This window comes from Vibrio sp. YIC-376, from assembly GCF_052353105.1.
GTDB lineage: Bacteria > Pseudomonadota > Gammaproteobacteria > Enterobacterales > Vibrionaceae > Vibrio.
Genome location: NZ_JBBWFK010000001.1, coordinates 1 through 18,833 on the forward strand (window position 1 = coordinate 1; position 18,833 = coordinate 18,833).

General features: G+C 45.0%; 19 protein-coding genes, 1 tRNA gene and 1 pseudogene. 15 read left to right on the forward strand and 6 right to left on the reverse strand.

Annotation, left to right across the window (positions count from 1 at the left end):
* Nucleotides 1-248 precede the first annotated feature (248 nt).
* From ybgC to WJM94_RS00060, 12 genes are all read left to right on the forward strand, one after another.
* Nucleotides 249-668, forward strand: coding sequence for a tol-pal system-associated acyl-CoA thioesterase (ybgC, locus tag WJM94_RS00005; protein WP_444492202.1), 420 nt, complete (start codon nucleotides 249-251; stop codon nucleotides 666-668).
* Nucleotides 658-1,356, forward strand: a complete 699-nt coding sequence (tolQ, locus tag WJM94_RS00010) for a protein TolQ (protein WP_444492203.1) — start codon at nucleotides 658-660, stop codon at nucleotides 1,354-1,356. The genes ybgC and tolQ overlap by 11 nt, the downstream gene beginning before the upstream one ends.
* A 3-nt stretch (nucleotides 1,357-1,359) precedes the next feature.
* Nucleotides 1,360-1,803: an ExbD/TolR family protein gene (locus WJM94_RS00015; protein WP_444492204.1), complete on the forward strand. Its 444-nt coding sequence runs from the start codon at nucleotides 1,360-1,362 to the stop codon at nucleotides 1,801-1,803.
* A gap of 13 nt (nucleotides 1,804-1,816) precedes the next feature.
* Nucleotides 1,817-2,884 (forward strand): cell envelope integrity protein TolA, encoded by a 1,068-nt coding sequence (gene tolA, locus WJM94_RS00020; RefSeq protein ID WP_444492205.1) that lies wholly within the window; start codon nucleotides 1,817-1,819, stop codon nucleotides 2,882-2,884.
* Nucleotides 2,885-2,896: 12 nt separating this feature from the next.
* Entirely contained in the window at nucleotides 2,897-4,249 is a 1,353-nt protein-coding gene (tolB, locus tag WJM94_RS00025) for a Tol-Pal system beta propeller repeat protein TolB (protein WP_444492206.1), read from the forward strand.
* Nucleotides 4,250-4,279: 30 nt separating this feature from the next.
* A complete protein-coding gene (gene pal, locus WJM94_RS00030) occupies nucleotides 4,280-4,804 on the forward strand; it encodes a peptidoglycan-associated lipoprotein Pal (RefSeq protein ID WP_444492207.1) in 525 nt (174 codons plus the stop codon).
* Between the two features lie 18 nt (nucleotides 4,805-4,822).
* Complete coding sequence (gene ybgF, locus WJM94_RS00035; RefSeq protein WP_444492976.1) at nucleotides 4,823-5,584, forward strand: tol-pal system protein YbgF; 762 nt, start codon at nucleotides 4,823-4,825, stop codon at nucleotides 5,582-5,584.
* 190 nt (nucleotides 5,585-5,774) lie between these two features.
* The gene (gene nadA / locus WJM94_RS00040) at nucleotides 5,775-6,836 is read left to right on the forward strand and encodes a quinolinate synthase NadA (RefSeq protein ID WP_444492208.1); all 1,062 of its coding nucleotides are present in this window, start codon (nucleotides 5,775-5,777) and stop codon (nucleotides 6,834-6,836) included.
* Between the two features lie 117 nt (nucleotides 6,837-6,953).
* Nucleotides 6,954-7,997 carry a potassium channel family protein gene (locus tag WJM94_RS00045; RefSeq protein WP_444492209.1) on the forward strand — a complete coding sequence of 348 codons (1,044 nt, stop codon included), beginning with the start codon at nucleotides 6,954-6,956 and terminating at the stop codon, nucleotides 7,995-7,997.
* Complete coding sequence (locus WJM94_RS00050) at nucleotides 7,997-8,413, forward strand: DUF350 domain-containing protein (RefSeq protein ID WP_444492210.1); 417 nt, start codon at nucleotides 7,997-7,999, stop codon at nucleotides 8,411-8,413. Before WJM94_RS00045 ends, WJM94_RS00050 begins: the two co-directional genes overlap by 1 nt.
* Nucleotides 8,414-8,421: 8 nt before the next feature.
* Nucleotides 8,422-8,991: a DUF1190 domain-containing protein gene (locus tag WJM94_RS00055; protein ID WP_444492211.1), complete on the forward strand. Its 570-nt coding sequence runs from the start codon at nucleotides 8,422-8,424 to the stop codon at nucleotides 8,989-8,991.
* Nucleotides 8,992-8,999: 8 nt separating this feature from the next.
* Nucleotides 9,000-10,163 (forward strand): glutathionylspermidine synthase family protein, encoded by a 1,164-nt coding sequence (locus WJM94_RS00060; RefSeq protein ID WP_444492212.1) that lies wholly within the window; start codon nucleotides 9,000-9,002, stop codon nucleotides 10,161-10,163.
* Nucleotides 10,164-10,248: 85 nt separating this feature from the next.
* Here the strand turns inward: WJM94_RS00060 and WJM94_RS00065 are convergent, their stop codons facing one another.
* From WJM94_RS00065 to WJM94_RS00090, 6 genes are all read right to left on the reverse strand, one after another.
* Nucleotides 10,249-10,704 (reverse strand): copper chaperone PCu(A)C, encoded by a 456-nt coding sequence (locus WJM94_RS00065; RefSeq protein ID WP_444492213.1) that lies wholly within the window; start codon nucleotides 10,702-10,704, stop codon nucleotides 10,249-10,251.
* A 17-nt stretch (nucleotides 10,705-10,721) separates the two neighbouring features.
* Nucleotides 10,722-11,879, reverse strand: a complete 1,158-nt coding sequence (locus tag WJM94_RS00070) for a hypothetical protein (protein WP_444492214.1) — start codon at nucleotides 11,877-11,879, stop codon at nucleotides 10,722-10,724.
* Nucleotides 11,876-13,039 carry an MbnH family di-heme enzyme gene (locus WJM94_RS00075; RefSeq protein ID WP_444492215.1) on the reverse strand — a complete coding sequence of 388 codons (1,164 nt, stop codon included), beginning with the start codon at nucleotides 13,037-13,039 and terminating at the stop codon, nucleotides 11,876-11,878. Before WJM94_RS00075 ends, WJM94_RS00070 begins: the two co-directional genes overlap by 4 nt.
* A gap of 5 nt (nucleotides 13,040-13,044) precedes the next feature.
* Nucleotides 13,045-13,941 (reverse strand): MbnP family copper-binding protein, encoded by an 897-nt coding sequence (locus WJM94_RS00080; RefSeq protein WP_444492216.1) that lies wholly within the window; start codon nucleotides 13,939-13,941, stop codon nucleotides 13,045-13,047.
* Between the two features lie 134 nt (nucleotides 13,942-14,075).
* Complete coding sequence (locus WJM94_RS00085) at nucleotides 14,076-14,489, reverse strand: hypothetical protein (protein ID WP_444492977.1); 414 nt, start codon at nucleotides 14,487-14,489, stop codon at nucleotides 14,076-14,078.
* 243 nt (nucleotides 14,490-14,732) lie between these two features.
* Nucleotides 14,733-15,344: a YecA/YgfB family protein gene (locus tag WJM94_RS00090; protein WP_444492217.1), complete on the reverse strand. Its 612-nt coding sequence runs from the start codon at nucleotides 15,342-15,344 to the stop codon at nucleotides 14,733-14,735.
* Nucleotides 15,345-15,396: 52 nt separating this feature from the next.
* Between WJM94_RS00090 and WJM94_RS00095 the strand changes: the two are divergent.
* The 3 genes and pseudogenes from WJM94_RS00095 to WJM94_RS00105 all read left to right on the forward strand — a co-directional run.
* A pseudogene (locus WJM94_RS00095) lies at nucleotides 15,397-17,642 on the forward strand (ATP-binding protein); the annotation flags it as partial.
* 407 nt (nucleotides 17,643-18,049) lie between these two features.
* Nucleotides 18,050-18,499 (forward strand): L-alanine exporter AlaE, encoded by a 450-nt coding sequence (locus WJM94_RS00100; protein ID WP_444492218.1) that lies wholly within the window; start codon nucleotides 18,050-18,052, stop codon nucleotides 18,497-18,499.
* A 144-nt stretch (nucleotides 18,500-18,643) separates the two neighbouring features.
* Nucleotides 18,644-18,731 (forward strand) — tRNA-Ser (locus WJM94_RS00105).
* Nucleotides 18,732-18,833 lie beyond the last annotated feature (102 nt).

The following is an 18,833-nucleotide window of genomic DNA, read 5'->3' on the forward strand; positions in this document are numbered from 1 at the left end:
AAGACAGTAAAAGAAATGGAAGAGCGTCAGTTAAAACGCTCTGGGAAGGATGGCTAAAACTACAAGCCATCCTTGAAGGCTACGAACTCGCTCTGTCTCTTGAACAGGACTTGTGATCAAGAGACAGGGCAAGTTGCCTGGCTTTTATTTTTTCAACAAAAATCAAAAAATTTTCCGCTGACTCAGTATCAATTACTTTTGCTTCAGTTATAGTAACTACTTTAAAGAATGAATATATTGGTACTCTCTTGCAAGGCACATCTAACGCGTTTTGCTGGCCGATCACTGTGTACTATGAAGACACAGATGCGGGTGGCGTTGTATATCATTCAAACTATCTCAAATTCTTTGAGCGTGCCCGGACAGAAATGTTGCGCGCGAAAGGCATTTCTCAACAAGTGCTGCTGGAACAAAATATTGGTTTCGTTGTCCGACACATGGATATCGATTTCAAGCAAGGGGCAAGACTGGACGAACATCTGACAGTTGTAACCCGAGTGTCAGAAATAAAACGTGCGTCTTTACAATTCTGTCAAGAGTTGGTCAATGATCATGGGCGCATATTGTGCAAGGCCCTTGTTAAGGTAGCATGTATCGATAATAAAAAAATGAAACCAATAGCTATTCCAGCATTTATTAATTCGGAGCTAACAAATAGTGACTGCTGATATTTCCATTTTAGACCTCTTTCTTCAGGCGAGTCTGTTAGTAAAACTTGTGATGCTGACACTGCTTGGTATGTCGATTGCCTCATGGGCGATGATCATCAAGCGCAGCAAAGTGCTTTCGCACGCAACCAAAGATGCAGAATCATTTGAAGACAAGTTCTGGTCAGGCACCGACCTTTCTCAGCTATACCAAAATGTGAAAGGCCGCAAAGAAGAAATCATCGGTACAGAAGAGATCTTCTATGCCGGTTTTACCGAGTTTGCTCGTCTGCGTAAGAGCAACGCAAACTCTCCAGCTTACATTATGGAAGGCACAGGCCGAGCAATGCGTGTTGCAGTTGCTCGTGAAGTGGACGAGTTAGAGACCAGCTTACCTTTCTTGGCAACGGTCGGTTCTATCAGTCCATACATCGGCCTGTTCGGTACAGTATGGGGCATCATGCACTCGTTTGTCGCGCTGGGTGAAGTAAAACAGGCAACGCTTTCAATGGTTGCACCAGGTATCGCCGAAGCGCTAATCGCAACGGCAATGGGTCTGTTTGCTGCAATCCCTGCGGTAATGGCCTACAACCGACTAAGCAACAAAGTAAGTAAGCTTGAACACACTTACGCGACTTTCTCAGAAGAATTCCACAGCATCCTTCATCGTCAGGCGATGGCTGGCAGAGACAGCGTAGATAAGGAATAGAGCATGGCGGGTTACCAACCTAAAAAGCGAAAAATGACGGCAGAGATTAACGTTGTTCCTTATATCGACGTAATGCTCGTACTGCTGATCATTTTTATGGCCACCGCTCCATTTGTGACTCAAGGTGTTGACGTAGAACTGCCAAAAACGTCGAACGCAACACCAGCACAGGAACTAGCGGGCGATACTGACAGCAGTTTTATCATTATCGAAATTGATCGCGATGGTAACTTAGGTTTGAGTGTCAACGATGAAGAAGTTCAGCGTGGTTTAACGCTGCAAGATGTTATTGTACGTGTTAAAGCAGAACGTTCACTTAAACCTGATTCGCCTGTTGCGGTAGGCGGTGATGCAGCTACTCCTTATGCGGATGTAGTCCTTTTACTTGATGAATTGAGTCGTGCTGGTATCCCTAAAGTAGGGCTCCTGACCGATATCCGGGAATAGACGCCAACCATTCATGAAAGAAAAAAAGAATCAGACGAAAGAGTACACCAAGCCGATAGCGATATCGGTGGGTTTGCATGCCCTCTTGGTAGTCGCTTTGCTTTGGGGTACTGATTTAACAATGTCAAAACCTGAACCAACGGGACAGATGGTTCAGGCCGTTGTTATTGATCCTAAAGCTGTACAACAGCAAGCGAAAGAGATTCGTCAGCAGCGCGAAAAAGCAGCCAAAAAAGAGCAAGAGCGTCTTGATAAGTTAAGACGTGAAGCCGAGCAGCTAGAGAAAAATCGCAAAGCGGAAGAAGAGCAAATTCGTAAGCTAAAAGAGCAGCAAGCGAAAGATGCTCAAGCGGCACGTGAAGCAGAAGCGGATCGCAAGAAAAAAGAGCAGGAGCGCAAAGCTGAAGAAGAGCGTGTTCGCAAAGAAAAAGAGCGAGCTGCTAAGCTTGAAGAAGAACGTAAAGTCAAAGAAGAGGCGGTACGTAAAGCGGAGCAGGAGCGTGTAGCGAAAGAAGCGGCGATTGCAAAAGCAGAACAGGAACGTTTAGCGCGTGAAAAAGCTGCGCAAGAAGCTGAACAAAAGGCAAAACGTGAACGTGAAGCAGCGCAAAAAGCAGAGCAAGATCGCATAGCCAAAGAAAAAGCGGCCAAAGAGGCAGCTGAGCGAGAACGTAAAGCAAAAGAAGCCGCAGAAAAAGCTGAACGCGAACGTAAACAACAAGAAGCGGCATTGGATGACATTTTTGCTGGTTTGGAAAATGAAGCAAGCAAAAACAGTGCGGCACGCAACCAATTTATTAACGACGAGCTTTCTCGTATGTCATCCATTTATACTCAGAGCATTCAGCAAAAGTTGATTAAAGATGACTATTTGCTGGGAAAGGAGTGTAGGGTAAACATCAAACTGATTCCTACTGGATCGGATATGATGGTTGCTGGTGTTACCGTACTAGGTGGCGATACGCGAGTTTGTGCAGCAGCCAAAAGAGCGATTGCACAAGTTGGGACGTTCCCTAAATCGTCAGAAGCTGCGGTCAATGAAAAACTGAAAGACATCAACTTAACGGTTGCTTTGGACTAAAAGGAATAAGACGTGATTAAACGCCTTTTACTAGGAATGTTTGTACTGCTAAGCAGTATGACGAATGTAGCGCATGCTGCATTGGAGCTGGTTATTACTGATGGTATTGATTCAGCACGACCAATAGCTGTAGTTCCATTTAAATGGGAAGGTGCCAAGGCTCTTCCTACGGACATTTCGGCTGTGATTGCCTCTGACTTGCAACGCAGTGGAAAATTCAGTCCGGTACCAACCAACAAGATGCCGCAAACGCCTTTTAATGAGTCAGAAATTAACTTTGATTCATGGACCAATCTTGGCGTGGACGCACTACTGACGGGTTCCATCACACAGAACGAGCAAGGTAACTACGTCGTTAACTACCAGCTTGTTGATGTTGTTCGTGGTCAGTTGACTGGTGGTAAAGGACAGGCATTAGGAAGTGATGGCGAATTAGTGCTATCAAAAGACCATGTCTTGTTTAATAAAGTAGCAACAGTCGAAGCATCGCGTATGCGTGAGTATGCTCACCGAATTTCTGATTTGGTTTACGAGCAACTTACGGGTGACCGAGGCGCGTTCATGACGCGTATTGCTTATATAGTGGTTAACGACACTGAGCGATTCCCTTACCAACTGCGTGTTGCTGATTATGATGGTTTCAATGAGCGTTTAGTGCTTCGTTCTAAGCAGCCGTTAATGTCACCATCGTGGTCTCCAGATGGTCAGAAGCTGGCTTATGTTAGCTTCCAGAATGGCCAATCTGAGATTTACATCATGAACATCTACACGGGTGAGCGTGAAAAGATTACGTCATATCCTCGCCATAATGGTGCGCCAAAATTCTCGCCAGATGGTAGTAAACTGGCGCTAGTTCTGTCTAAGACTGGCTCACTGCAGGTATACACATTTGATTTGAAATCTCGTCAGCTCACAGAAATTACGAGTGGCAGATCAAATAATACAGAACCGTTCTGGTACCCGGATGGAAAATCGCTAATTTTCACATCGGATAGGGGTGGTAAACCTCAGATTTATAAAGTAGATTTGGGCAGCGGTACAACTGATCGATTAACTTGGCAAGGTAGCCAGAATCTGAGTGGTCAAATCACTCCTGATGGTCGATTCCTAGTGATGGTGAATCGAAGTGATTCAGGTTTCAACTTGGCAAAACAAGATTTAGAAACAGGTGCTCTTCAAGTACTAACTAAGACGTTGCTTGATGAGTCTCCAAGTATCGCCCCTAATGGTGGCATGGTTGTGTATAGCTCGATTTACAATAAACAAAACGTTCTATCGATGGTGTCAATTGACGGCCGATTCAAAGCTCGATTGCCAGCGACAAACGGGCGTGTTCGAGCGCCTGCATGGTCACCGTTTTTGTAATAATAAGATTGATTAATAAAGGAAAATAAGATGCAACTTAACAAGGTTCTAAAAGGGCTACTAATCGCTCTTCCTGTAATGGCTATGACAGCGTGTAGTTCAAGTGACGACGCTGCTTCTAACACAGGCGCGGCAACCAACGGTAGTGGTGTAGTGGAATCTACAGTAGTTTCACCTATCGACCAAGCTGGCCAGCTAACTGAGCAAGAGCTAAAAGAGCAAGCACTTCGCGAAACTCAAACTATTTACTTCGCATTTGATAACTCTACTATTGCTGGTGATTACGAAGAGATGCTAGCTGCTCACGCTGCTTACCTAAGCAAGAACCCTGCTCTACGAGTTACTATCGAAGGTCACGCGGACGAGCGTGGTACTCCTGAGTACAACATCGCTCTAGGCGAGCGTCGTGCACAAGCGGTTGCTAACTACCTACAAGCACTAGGTGTTCAAGCAGGCCAAATCTCAATCGTTAGCTACGGTGAAGAGAAGCCACTTCTTCTGGGTCAATCAGACGATGTGTACGCTAAAAACCGTCGTGCGGTTCTAGTATACTAATTCGAGGAAATCCTCATGTTGTTCAGTAACACTAAGCGCGCTGTTGCGCTTACGTTACTGGCAAGTGCAGCGAACTTAGCGTTCGCTGCACCAGCTCCAGTATCCGATCTCAACAGCACATCTTCAGTCTCTAAAAGTCGTTCATCCGAAACGGATGTCGAGCGTCTAGAGCGTCTGCTACAAAGCCGAAACCGTCTTCAGTTCCAAATGCAAGAGCAAATTGACCAAATGTCACGAGAGATCAGTGATCTAAGAGGTCAGTTGGAGCGAAATAACCACGAAATGCAGCAAATGTTACAGCGTCAACGAGAGTTGTTCGTTGAGCTTGACCGTATGCGTGGTGATATGAAGTCTGCACCAGTATCTCAACAAGACTCTGAGCCAGCAGAAATCGGCGGTCAGTACACACCTAATGCGGATGAACAAACGGCCTATCAAAACGCCGTAGACCTTATCCTCAAGAAGCGTGACTACGCAGGCGCTATTGCTGCATTCCAGCAATTCCAGAAGGATTATCCTGACTCCACTTACTCAGCAAATACACACTATTGGTTAGGCCAATTGTATTTTGCTAAGAAGCAGGATAAAGAAGCGGCTCAAAGTTTTGTCGCAGTGGTTTCTTACAAAGATTCCAACAAACGCGCGGACGCATTGGTTAAGTTGGGCGATATCGCTGAGCGTAACAACAATGCAGAGCAAGCGAAGAAATTCTATCAGCAAGTCGTTGATGAGTACCCAGGTAGTGCCTCTGCGAAAATAGCGGCCCCTAAGCTGAAATAGACATCTTGGGTTTATAAAAAGGAGCTTCGCGGCTCCTTTTTCTTTTATTGGCTGGTGTGTTCAGTTAATAAGTGTTAATTGGAACAAAGATATACGGCTAGAGCTCTATAAATCCTCGCTATGGGTTGGTTTTTGAAAATTAACGAGGTTACAATACGCGGATTAAAGGAAGTTGCGTAGAGCAAGAGCAATGAGCCATATACTAGATAAAATAGACACTGTTTACCCATTCCCTCCAAAACCAGTTCCGTTGAGCGCTGAAGAAAAAGCGTCTTACATCGAGCGCATCAAAAAGCTGCTTAAGGAAAAAGACGCCGTACTGATCGCGCATTATTACACTGACCCTGAAATTCAGGCGTTGGCGGAAGAGACTGGCGGTTTTGTTGGTGACTCGCTAGAAATGGCGAAGTTTGGTAACCGTCACCCGGCAAGTACACTGATCATCGGTGGTGTTCGCTTTATGGGTGAATCAGCTAAGATCCTAACGCCAGAGAAACGCATTCTGATGCCAACTCTAGAGGCTGAGTGTTCACTCGATCTTGGTTGTCCTGCTGATAAATTTAGCGCGTTCTGTGATGCTCACCCTGACCATACGGTTGTGGTTTACGCAAATACTTCGGCTGCGGTTAAAGCTCGTGCAGACTGGGTGGTGACATCAAGTATTGCGCTTGAAATTGTCGAACATCTGGATGCAGAAGATAAGCCAATTATCTGGGGGCCTGACCGTCACCTTGGCTCGTACATTGCGAACAAAACGGGCGCAGACATGCTGCTATGGCAGGGTGAGTGTGTGGTTCACGATGAGTTTTCTGCTGACGCACTGCGTAAGATGAAGAGCGTATATCCTGATGCCGCGATTCTTGTTCACCCTGAATCTCCAGCGAGCGTTGTAGAACTGGCAGATGCCGTTGGTTCAACGAGTCAGCTGATCAAGGCGGCAAAAGAGCTTCCTCATAAGCAAATGATTGTTGCGACTGATAAAGGTATCTTCTTTAAGATGCAGCAGCTTGTTCCTGAGAAAGAACTTATCGAAGCACCTACTGCGGGCGCGGGCGCAACATGTCGCAGCTGTGCACACTGTCCTTGGATGGCGATGAACGGTTTGAAAGCGATTGAACAAGCACTGCGTGAAGGTGGAGAACAGCATGAGATCTTCGTTGATGAAGAGCTGCGTGTTAAGTCTCTTATCCCACTGAACCGCATGTTAGATTTCGCTGAGCAATTGAACATGAAGGTAAAAGGTAACGCGTAATATTTCGCATTATCTAAGACGAATCTCAAAAACCAGCCGAATATGGCTGGTTTTTTTGTGTCTTACAATCAATCGGTTACTATTAAACAACGTAATGCATTTAGGAACTGAATACTTATGGCAGTGTGGCTGGTCGTTAAAAAGTGGCTAACTTCGCACGTTTTTAAGTTAAGCACCCGCAATCTCCTCGTTCTTAGCCTGCTCTATATCGGCCTCTCTTGGGTGTTATTGGTTCTGGCAGGCGAGAAAGAACTCACCGAGAACTTTTCCAGCTTTATTTACTATCTGATGGTAACGGCGAGTACGGTTGGTTACGGCGACCATTCTCCGGTGACAGACTTGGGTAAATGGGTTGTTGTATTGTTCGTTATTCCCGGAGGCTTAAGCCTGTTTGCAGCGCTTTTAGGACGCGTAGCTGGGGCGGCGGTGGATTATTGGCGAGCGGGTATTATCGGTAAACGGAGAGTGAGAGTGGAAAACCATATTGTTTTGTTAGGCTGGAACGGTTCAAGAACAATGCACCTTATCCGCATGTTACAGCACGAAGAGGCAGGTAAACGTCCAATTGTTCTGTGTAGTCGTTCGGATATTGAAAACCCGCTACCGGGTGAGATTCACTTTATCAAAGTGACCAGTTATACCGATTCACAGGAGATGACCAATGCCAACATCACAGAGGCAAGCTGTATCATTGTTGATAATCTTTCTGATGACATCACTCTCTCTGCGGCGCTTTATTGTGCCTCAGTAAATCCTGATGCACATTTACTCGCCTATTTTAAGGACGAGGCTCTAGGTCGTTTGCTGAGTCAGCATTGCCCTAAAGCTGAGTGTATTCCGGCTGTGGGAGCAGAGATGTTGGCTAAGGCTGCTGTGGATCCTGGTTCGAGTGCGTTACATCAGGAATTACTTGCCTCAACTCGCGGCATGACTCAATACTCGGTGATTTATCCAGAACACCAACCAATGACGAAGATTGAAAACATCTTTAGTTTTATTAAAAAGCGCCATCATGCAACGCTCATCGCTTTGGACTCCGGTAATGGTATACAGCTTAACCCTGATTTGACTACCGATGTACCACCGAATACCAAGCTGTTCTATATCGCAGACGAGCGAATTGGAAACTTTGCATGGAATGAAATGAATAAGGACAAGTAATGCATATTATCGCAGACCTGTTGGCGGGTTTTCCCAATTTCTTACTCTATTTTTCAGTGTCGATTGTCTTTGTTCTGGCATTCAAATTTGTCTATATCAAGTTAACGCCTTATGACGAATGGCACCTGATCAAAGAAGAGCAGAATACAGCGGCAGCCGTGGCGTTAAGTGGTGCTTTTCTTGGTTACTGTCTGGCAATTTCGGGTACGGCGAAAAATTCCGTCAGCATTATCGATTTTATGGTGTGGGGAGTGGTTGCGCTGCTCGCACAGCTCATCGCGTTCGGTATTGTCCGCTTCATTCTGATGCCAAAAGTCTCCGAACAAATTGAGAACAATGAATTACCCGCAGGTATCGTGCTTGCCGCAGTATCGGTGTCCGTCGGTCTGCTTAATGCCGCATGCATGACCTACTAGGAGGAACGATGAAACGCAGCTCTAACGTTAAACGTTCTTCTATGGATAAAAGCTTTAAAATTGCTCGGATCATCCCATTTGCTGCATTTGGGGGGATTTTTTACCTTGCTACTCAGGAATCGACAACCGAAGGTGCGATTTACCTTGATGCCAGCGAGTGTCAATCCTCTGAGCCCGGATTCAGCGAGCAGTGTGACATCGCGTATCAGGAAGCAATGGCGCGGGCAGAACAAAACGCGCCACGTTATACCAGTGAATACGAGTGTAAGAATGATTTCTACCAAGACGACTGTTACTACAGTTCGAGCTATCACTCCTATGTTCCTTTCGTCAGTGGTTTCTTTTTCAGCCGTGCTCTTAGTAACCTGAAAGGCTATAACAAGAGTTACTACTCAGAGCCAATGTATCGTTACAAGTCGAAATACTACAATGGAGCGGGGCAGTTTTATGGCTCATATCGAAATCAGTCCACCAAAGTCGCGACTAGTAGATTAAACAAAAGTGGTGGCGGTACGATTGGGCGTGCCATGTCTCGTGGTGGTTTCGGCAAAGCCGTTTCAGTCAGTCATGGTGGTTAACAGACATTATGTTTCGACGAGAAATACAAGAACGAGAAAACTGGCGTGAATTAGCACGTCAGTTTGGTTTTGGGTTTCATTCTATGTACGACCAGCCTTACTGGGATGAGTCGGCTTACTATCAGTTTACCCTTGAGCAAATCGAACAGGATCTTGAAGCCCCGACAGAAGAGTTGCATCAGATGTGCCTTGAAATCGTTGATGAGGTAGTACGTAGCGAGCAGTTACTGACTCAGTGTGCAATTCCCGAAGCAATGTGGTCACAAGTGGCCTCTTCATGGCGACGTAAAGAGCCGTCGCTCTATTCACGCATGGATTTTGCCTACAACGGATCTGAGCCAGCTAAATTGCTGGAGAACAATGCGGATACGCCGACGTCATTGTTTGAAACCGGATTCTGGCAATGGGTGTGGTTAGAAGATGTCGTCAACAAAGGACGCATTCACCAAAGCGCGGATCAATTCAATATACTGCAAGACTTTCTTATCGAGCGATTTGCGGAAATCGGTAAGTTTCAACTGGGGCAAACGCTACACTTTAGCTGCTGCAAATATACGGAAGAAGACAAAGGCACCGTGCAATATTTAGAGGATTGCGCGCGAGAAGCAGGCCTGTCGACCGCTTTTGTTTATATTGAAGATATTGGTGTAACGGAAGAGGGATTATTTGTCGACGCTGATGACCGGGCCATTCGCTGGATGTTCAAACTCTATCCATGGGAGTTTATGTTTGAGGACGAATTCAGTCATTATCTGGCAACCGCGAACGTCAATTGGCTGGAGCCGATGTGGAAATCCATTCTTTCGAATAAAGCTCTGCTGCCGTTACTTTGGCAACGCTTCCCTTATCATCCCAATTTGCTGCCTGCGTATTTTGCCGATGATCCTAAAGCGTCCAGTTTAAAAGACTATGTGATTAAGCCGCTGTTTTCCCGTGAAGGGGCGAACATTGAGATCGTCAAAAATGGTCAATGCGTGGTGAAAACACCGGGGCCCTATGCATCAACCAAAAGCATTGTTCAGCAGTATCATCCGTTGCCAAAGTTCGGACAAAGTCACACGTTAATCGGAAGCTGGCTGGTTAATGACAGAGCGGCAGGTATTTCGATTCGTGAGGATAGCCATTTGGTGACTCAGGATATGGCCCGTTATATTCCCCACGTTATTTTGTAGCTCTGGACTCTTTCTCCGGGTCGCAATAGGCGGATTCGCGAAGTTGAAGATAAGGAGCCTCCCCAATCGAGAGGCTCCTTTAATGTTAATGAATATGATTATTTGCTTCGACAGCGAGTTCTATTTCTACTTTTCCTGCGTATTTAAATTCAAGCGTCATAGGAAAACGCTCGCCCTGTTTGAATGATTGCTCGGGATTGAAGATCATCAAGTGATAGCCGCCCGGCTCAAACATCACACTTTTCATTGTACTTACACGGACATTATCGATTTTCTTCATTTTCATTATGCCATCACTCATTTCATGCTTATGAATTTCCACTCGCTCGGCAATTGGTGTTGTTACGCTAATCAAAAAATCATCTCTGGTTGACAGGTTCTTTAGCTGAAAGAAACCAGCGATAACGGTTGCATTGGGTGGAGCTTCCCTGCTCCAAGGGTGGTCAATTTGAATGTTTTTTGCAGTGTATTCATGGCCACTGACTGCGGTAGTGAGCAGTGCTGCGATAGATAACATGAAGCGGATTAGGTACTTTTTCATAACGATCTCTTTTGTATTTATTGAGCTGACCATGTCAGGCCGCCTTGATATACAAGCCAAAAAGCGGTTTGTTCGGTTTGTGAAACGGATTCGTAGTTGCTTTGTAATCGCAACAGTTGATATGGAGCAAACCGCCAGTTAGCGACAACGCTAAAGCGCAGGGGAGTATGGCCTAATGCATCTAATGCGGTTTCAAACTCCTCACTTGTATTGGTGATATCGTTATCGGTCAGAAGCCAGTCATAGCGAACGCCAAGTTCCAGGTTGTTGTATTGCCAACTTAATTGGGTAGTGATGCCATGTTGAAATGCATCGAGTTCCGTTTTGATTTGTTGCGAGTCCATTAGCGTGGAATCAATAGATTGTCCCATCCATTCAAGCTCCCAATTAAAGTCATTCCACTCTAGGCTGCCACCAATACTTACCAACGTGGTATCACCATCAAAAATAAGCAAGTCAGACGCCTGAAGAGAGTGTGAATGCCCGTCGGTGTCTTGCTGGCTTCTCTGCGTCGCTTCAAAGTAGGCGACACTTGAGACGACTTTCAGTTGGTAATCATTGCGAAAGCGGAACCATTGATAATGAAACCCGTAAGCGGAAGATGACGCGGAATTTTCATCAAATTGAGCAGGGAAGTTGTTTCCCCGTCCAACCCAGAAGGTGAGATCGTAACTATTCTGAGCATAAGTTATTTGCACGCTGTCATCGGTGTATTGGCTACCCAGAAAAGCCTGCTGAGTCAATGAAGTATCTAAAAATCGCCAATCATGCTCATGAGTACTGTTATACAGACCAATTTGACTGAGTTGACGACCGACGCGTAACGTCCAATCCTGATGAAGATAAGGCTGAAGCCATAGCTCCTCTAACTCGATAGATTCACCGTGATGACTGCCTATGATCAGTTTTGTCGCCAGAATGTTATCCATACTGGCTAAAAAGCCGAGTTCACCATGCATAAACTGCAAGCCTTCTTCATAGTGGAAAGCACTATTGTCCGTTATTACGCCGGGAATCATATAGACGGATTCTCTGTCCGTTTGGTAGTAACCAAACTGAGCAAAGATATTTGTCTGGAAATTCACTTTGTCTAGTAAGGCTGGTTCAGCCTTGAGTTCCGCTCGTAGAGGATTCGCGATAAACAATAAGGCGAGCAAAATGAGTGAACGAGTCATTGTGCATTCTCCTCAACGAATGGGTTGGCATAGCGGGGATTGGAGATGAACACCTCATCGCTTAACGCATTTAAAAACGCCAGCATGTCTTGTTTTTCCTCTTGGCTTAACGTGAAGCCTTTAACAAATTCACTTTTATTCGGGTTATTGCGCCCGTCTCCCTGATATTCGCCTGAGGTGATGTTTCTCCCCCCATTGGCGTAAAAATCCAGTACTTCACCAAGGGTCGCGATGCTTCCATCGTGCATATATGGCGCGGTGTACGCGACATTTCGCAGCGTTGGCGGACGGAACTTACCTTTGTCTTTTGGATCTTGCGTTACGGTGAACAGGCCATTGTCTTCAATGGGATAACTTCCTTCCGAGTCAATGTTATATAACCCCGTGTTGAAGAATGGCCGCGATACAAATACAGAGTCATCGTGCAGAGTTGAATCACTGAAATTAAACCCGCTGTGGCAATGGAAACACTCTGTTTTCTCGCTGTTGAAGAGATCTTGCCCACGCATGGCGGCACTACTCATCGTACCGCGATCATAATCAGAGTCTTTTGAAATCAATGCGCGAGTAAACACACCAAGTGCTTTGATGATGTTAGGGAAGGTCACCGTATCCTGTTGGTCGGGAAACGCGGCATTAAACAAATTTTGATACCTGACATCAGTCGCAAAGCGTTCCAGAATCTCTGTTCGATTTGAGTCGTTAATACCCAGTTCGACAGGGAACTCTCCAAAAAGTGGAATGACCAACTGCTGCTCAATCTCTTTTAAGACTGGGTTTGCCCAGGTATAAGACGCGTTATAGGCAACGTTGGTTAATGTTTGAGAGTTTCTATGCAGCACTTCACCCGTTGAACCGGTTGGTAGTTTTACCCCATCGGAAAACGCCAGTGCCTGCTGGTGGCAGGACTCGCACGACATTGTCTGATTGCCAGAAAGTTTGGTGTCGTAAAACAGATGTCTGCCAAGTTGAAACTTTTCCTCAGTTGCCGGGTTATCTGCCGGTTCTTTGGGTTGAGGAAGAGAGCCAGTTTGAAAGTCAAAACCAGATTCATTCACTGAGCTTGATGGTGTAGCGTCATAACTCGATTCGCTGTCACAGCCTACGATCGTGAATATCGTGAGCGATGCCAGCAAACCGAACTTGTGGTTTGCTGACATAAGACTTACTCCACCGATACCCAGGATTGAGAACTACTGCAATTACCCGCAGTACATTCACCGGTGACTACATCAAGTCCGAGGTTTGCGAACACTTCCTTACATTCCGGATCGACACTGGATGACATACAGCCGAGCGGAGTGTCAGCGGTGTTAAATGTGATATCACTATTCGCGACTAGGCGTTGGTAATCAAACACAATGACGTTGGTTGATGGGTTGAAATCATCGAACTGGTAGCTAGGGCGATTTGGGCGCGATGAATCGCAATCAACGGTTTCGGTGTTGGCGTCAATCACTTCACAACCCGTTGTTCCCAGGTGGATATTCCAGCCAGTTACATCCATGCGCAGGTGTTTATGTCCGTTCTGCCAACTCCAGTTCATGCCCATCACATCGAGCGGAGAGATTGCGTCATCACCGTCTATACCAACGTGGTTCAACTCAGCAGGAACACCGAGAGTAAAGCGAACACCTGTGTAGTTGCCTTGAGGTACTTGCCCTGTGATCTGATGATTCAGTGCCTCGTTACCATTTGCACAGCTATCCGTGCCAGTCTCAAAATCCAACAGCGCGACATTCTGGTATTGCCACTTACCATCTTGGGTAAGTTCGAGTGGAGTAGCTGTGCCAGTATCATCTATCAGCTCAATTTCAGAGACATACATACGCACATCTGTAAATTCAGGCTGAGTGTTGTTGACTCCTGCGATTGCAGTGTCCATTAACTGACATTGAATATCTTGCTCGCCAACACGTGCTGCAAATTCGAGGGTAACATTTTGAATGGCAGGCTCTGCTTTTGCAGGCGAACTTGAATCAGAACCGCCGTTACAAGCGGAGAGTAAACCAAAGCTAAGTGCAGTAATGAGTGCTTTTGTAGTTTGTGTTTTGTTGAACATGGACTTTCCTTTCTAATTATTTTCAGTCGACGTCGATGTTTAATCAGACGTACGAATGCCTCCCGCAGCTTTTTAAGCAAAGGCGGGTGCGATTATTTTTTTGGATAAATTAGGCGTGCGGCATGAAAGCCGGACTAGGCAAGGAAAGCCTGAGGTGGTGACTGTTTAGGTGCTAATGAGAGGTAAATTTTTCGCTGGCACTGAATATGCGAGTAGTCGGCAAAGGGCGCCGTTACTCGGCATAGCCATAGAGATATAGCAGCAATAACAATCGCAAGTAGAGAGATTGAAAACTGACATACGTCTAACAGCGGACAGCTGAATTTAAGCGGATCATGAAATTCAGAGTTAGAAGATGAACTGATGGTGTTATCTTCAATCAGCTCTTTGATGTCCACCCACTTAAAACCTTCTGCAGTACAGAGAAGGATCTTTTCTCCTTGCGCTTCAGAGAGCCAGTTCTTGTTATGAACTTGTGATGGATTGAGTGCCATTGTCGCCAGCAAATAAATCTGAAACAGCAAAGCAGCAATGACGTATAACGCCATTACTTTTTGTTTTATTTGCCGATTTGTCGCTATTTGCATCACAACATTCAATTAACCAAAATTGGGCGCAGATACTAACAAAGAAAGTAAGGAATTGTAATATTGTTTTTACAAAATAGTGACATGTGTAATTGGGATGAATCATTTACTGAAATAAATGTCGATGCGGTGAATAGTATTTCGAAAGTTGGGGAAGTGGGATGTAAAAAAGCCGCTGATGGGCAGCGGCTTAGAGAGAAACGATTACTGCTCTTCAGCGAGCGTGACACCACGCTGAGTTAGGCCGCAGAGCATTAATGGCATCGCGTTGAAGATCTCTTCAAACTGTTCTAACCCTACCATGCCTTGTTCAGCTAATGTATCGATGGTGGTTTCTGGATCATAAAGCATAGTCAGAGAAAGCAGCACGCCACCAAGTAGTGCGTTGTCTTCACTCTCTTCTGGCATCAAGGTTTCCCAATCGTCACGCGCCAACTGCCAACCCTGTAATACACCTTCACAGAAATCACGAGTGGTGGTCGTCACGATATCTTGTTCATCCAGTGCGCAGCCAGCAGGCCACTCCCAGTTACCTTCTAGCAGTGCAGGGCGAGTTTGATTCCACAGTTGTACTATCTCATCAATGTACTGCTCTAGCTGTTCGCCATCACTGAAAGGTGCTGTTTCTTCACCACCCCAAAGGAATGGGAGCCACTCTTGCGGCATCAAAACATTTGGTGCTGATGCCATTGCTGTTACAAAGCCTTGAGTTTTCGCTAGATTTAGTAGTTTTCCATCAAGTTCTGGAAGAGAAAGAATGTCGTGTAGTTTCAAAATAGAATACCATTTGTTCATGGGCTGGTTTGTTGCGGCCATCTTACCAATCAATTAGTGATAAATCGATAACAGGGAAGCTTTGTTAACGTTTATGGAAATTCGCTCATCACTCAGAAGAAAAAGTATTCTCGCGCTCACGCTTTATCTGTGCTTCTTTATAGCAACGGTTGGCTCTGTGGTGTACTTAGTGCTTGAACCACCTGTCCGTGTAAAGTTAGAAAGAAACCTAGAGTTAAGAACGCAGCTTTTAGCCTCCCAAATCAAAGAACCGTTACTTACGTCAACCAGTGTCCTCAACAGCCTAGTGGGGTTGGCTCAGAGCCCCAACCAAAGTGACTCTTTCAGTACGATCATTCCGCAGATATTGCGTTTAAGCGATGACATGATTGTCAGCGGCGGCCTGTGGCCTAAGCCTCAGCAGCAAGCGGATAATTGGAAGTATTCCAGCCTGTTTTTTAACAAGAATCAGGAAGGCGTCATCGATCAAATTCATTCTTACAATAACCCTGAATCTGACGGGTACGACAAGGAATACTGGTACGTCGCTGCTGCCGACGCACCATCGGGTTCTATTCATTGGTCTTCCGTCTATATTGATACCTTTACTCAAGTTCAGATGATCACTGCTTCTGCACCTTACTATCGAGAAGGTGAGTTTGCGGGTGTAGCAACCGTCGATCTCTCCTTAGAAGCGTTATTTCAGTTTATTCGTGAGCATACTAGCCAGTACTCATTGGGCGTGACTATTCGCGATGCTAATTTAAACCTGATAATCGAGCACAATTTCCAACTGAGGAAAAATATGCATATCAGTGAATTTCTCTTTGGAGAGTTCAACTGGAAAATGGAAGTGGTGAACGCGAAAGAGCGTGTTGCTGATCAGGTTTTCTCTCAGGTGATGAGTGTCGAGAGCGGCATCATTCCGTTTTTGCTACTGTGTGTACTGGTCGGCTACTACTTACTTAACCGATATATTGTTGATCCAATAGTGAGGATCTCTGCCAAGGTTGACGACTCAAAAACGGGTGGGATCATAGACATAGATTATGATAGTGACGATGAAATCGGGTACCTCATCAATAAATTTAATGAGAAGACGATTTATCTGGAAGAAGAAAAAGTGAAAGCTTTGGCCTCCACCAAAGCGAAATCAGCGTTTCTGGCTACATTGTCTCATGAAATCCGCACGCCAATGAACGGGGTTTTAGGTACCGCACAAATTTTACTTAAAACCGAGTTAACTGATGAGCAAAGAAAGCAGCTCAGTACGCTGTATGAATCTGGAGATCATATGATGACATTGCTCAATGAGATTTTAGATTACTCCAAAATCGAGCACGGTCATGTGGAGTTTTCTAACTCACCATTCCCTATAGAAACCATCATTGGCAGTATTAAGAGTGTTTACCATACATTATGTGCAGAGAAAGGGTTGCAGTTACGCGTTGTTTCACTTGTGCCTTCAGGTCGCTGGTATAACAACGATAAATCGAGATTACGCCAAATCCTTTTCAATCTGCTTAATAATGCGGTCAAGTTTACAGACCAAGGTGAAATAGAGGTAACGTTAAGCGAGCGTGTCAGCCAAAACGCAACAAGACTGAACATTGCAGTTAAAGATACTGGTATTGGAATTCCTCAAGAGGCGCAGAAGCGAATTTTCCAACCATTTGAGCAAGCAGAATCATCGACGACCAGAAGATACGGCGGAACGGGGCTCGGATTGGCTATTGTAAAAGAGATTGCCGAACATATGGGGGGCAGTGTTTGGGTTGAAAGCCGTCAAAACATTGGTACCACTTTCACCGTAGATATTGAACTGACCCCATGTGAGCCTGGCAAAGTGGAATCACCCCACAGACATAAATTGGATTGCCGTGGATTAAAGGCTCTGATTGCTGAAGATAACACTACGAATGCCATGATCATGGAAGCCTTTTTAACAGCAAAAGGCTTTGAATGTACAAAAGTTGAAAATGGTCAGTTAGCGGTCGAGCAAGTAAGTGCTCAACAGTTTGATTTGATTATGATGGACAACCATATGCCAGTTTTAGACGGCATTGGAGCCACATCTGCCATTAGAGCGATGGATTCTTCTGCTAAGTCCGTACTTATCTTTGGTTGTACCGCAGATGTGTTTAAAGAAACACAAGACCTTATGGTGGAAGTGGGAGTGAACCACATTATTGCCAAGCCTGTTGTAGAATCCGAACTTGATGATGCCTTGAACCAACACACCGACTTGCTCTATCAGTACCAATAGCGGCAAAACAACAAAATAACTCTATCCATAACCTAAACATGGATTCTCTGTTTCTTGGCTTCTACACCAAGTTACTTTGCGAGTAAATGGACTCTAACTCTTAGCTGTGAAAGAGCGCTAAGTTCAGGTTAGCTCTGAATTTTTGCCAGTTGGTAGCAGAAGCGCTCTATCTGGATGTTTCTATCCCATATTTAATTCTGATAATTTACCATTATTCATACTCCAACTCCTTTAAATGTAGAAAGTTTCTGGCTTTTTACACCATTTTTTACCCAAAAATGCCGAATTTTGGCCGGACAGGTGAAATAAACTACTTTTATTTCAAATTTTGGTTATTAATTTACCACTGTATTTTAAAAACAGAACCATAAACTACATATGTTGTGTTCTAATAGCGCCATTATCTGGATGATTGGCTAATATGTAGTTAATCATTTTTAATTGTTAACTTATTGTAGTGTTTGATTTTAGAGGTTGCTAAATGAAGTCTCGCGGACCATTTTGTATTCGTAATGCCGCAGCGGATACTTTTGCTATGGTGGTTTTTTGCTTTGTCACAGGGATGATTATCGAGATTTTGATTTCAGGGATGACATTTGAACAGTCACTGGCATCACGTACGTTATCCATCCCCGTAAACATTGCTATCGCTTGGCCGTATGGTGTTTTTCGTGATTGGGTGTTACGCCAGGGTCATAAAGTTTCGCCCTCTTCATTTATGAAAAATGTATCTGACTTAGTCGCGTATGTGCTGTTTCAATCACCGGTATACGCGGGCATTCTACTTGCTGTAGGCGCATCTACTGATCAGATCATCACTGCGGTTGCGAGTAACGCTGTTGTATCTTGTGGTATGGGTATTCTGTATGGCCACTTCTTAGACATGTGCCGCCGTTGGTTCCGAGTTCCTGGCTACTACCAAGGCGTTTAGTTGACACTGTTTTGTTCAATTTAGTTACTTAGTGAGCAAACAACAGAAAAATGGGGCTTTTTTTCATGTTTAGCCTTGACCATAGCACACATAATCATTAAATTAGCGCCTCGTTAGCCAACGATGCTAACCACAATCAGATTCGGTGAGTTGTCCGAGTGGCTGAAGGAGCACGCCTGGAAAGTGTGTATACGGCAACGTATCGAGAGTTCGAATCTCTCACTCACCGCCACATTAGCTGAAAAAGACGTCTTAGGACGTCTTTTTTGGTTTATAAATCAAGAAATTACCTCTCATTAACGTCCACGCGCCTCACTAAAATCCACGCATTTGA

Coding starts and splice junctions, on each gene's coding strand:
- WJM94_RS00015 (WP_444492204.1), top strand. CDS start 1,360: ATGGCGGGTTACCAACCTAAAAAGCGAAAAATGACGGCAGAGATTAAC.
- tolA (WP_444492205.1), top strand. CDS start 1,817: ATGAAAGAAAAAAAGAATCAGACGAAAGAGTACACCAAGCCGATAGCG.
- pal (WP_444492207.1), top strand. CDS start 4,280: ATGCAACTTAACAAGGTTCTAAAAGGGCTACTAATCGCTCTTCCTGTA.
- nadA (WP_444492208.1), top strand. CDS start 5,775: ATGAGCCATATACTAGATAAAATAGACACTGTTTACCCATTCCCTCCA.
- WJM94_RS00045 (WP_444492209.1), top strand. CDS start 6,954: ATGGCAGTGTGGCTGGTCGTTAAAAAGTGGCTAACTTCGCACGTTTTT.
- WJM94_RS00050 (WP_444492210.1), top strand. CDS start 7,997: ATGCATATTATCGCAGACCTGTTGGCGGGTTTTCCCAATTTCTTACTC.
- WJM94_RS00055 (WP_444492211.1), top strand. CDS start 8,422: ATGAAACGCAGCTCTAACGTTAAACGTTCTTCTATGGATAAAAGCTTT.
- WJM94_RS00060 (WP_444492212.1), top strand. CDS start 9,000: ATGTTTCGACGAGAAATACAAGAACGAGAAAACTGGCGTGAATTAGCA.
- WJM94_RS00065 (WP_444492213.1), bottom strand. CDS start 10,704: ATGAAAAAGTACCTAATCCGCTTCATGTTATCTATCGCAGCACTGCTC.
- WJM94_RS00070 (WP_444492214.1), bottom strand. CDS start 11,879: ATGACTCGTTCACTCATTTTGCTCGCCTTATTGTTTATCGCGAATCCT.
- WJM94_RS00075 (WP_444492215.1), bottom strand. CDS start 13,039: ATGTCAGCAAACCACAAGTTCGGTTTGCTGGCATCGCTCACGATATTC.
- WJM94_RS00080 (WP_444492216.1), bottom strand. CDS start 13,941: ATGTTCAACAAAACACAAACTACAAAAGCACTCATTACTGCACTTAGC.
- WJM94_RS00085 (WP_444492977.1), bottom strand. CDS start 14,489: ATGGCGTTATACGTCATTGCTGCTTTGCTGTTTCAGATTTATTTGCTG.
- WJM94_RS00090 (WP_444492217.1), bottom strand. CDS start 15,344: ATGGCCGCAACAAACCAGCCCATGAACAAATGGTATTCTATTTTGAAA.
- WJM94_RS00100 (WP_444492218.1), top strand. CDS start 18,050: ATGAAGTCTCGCGGACCATTTTGTATTCGTAATGCCGCAGCGGATACT.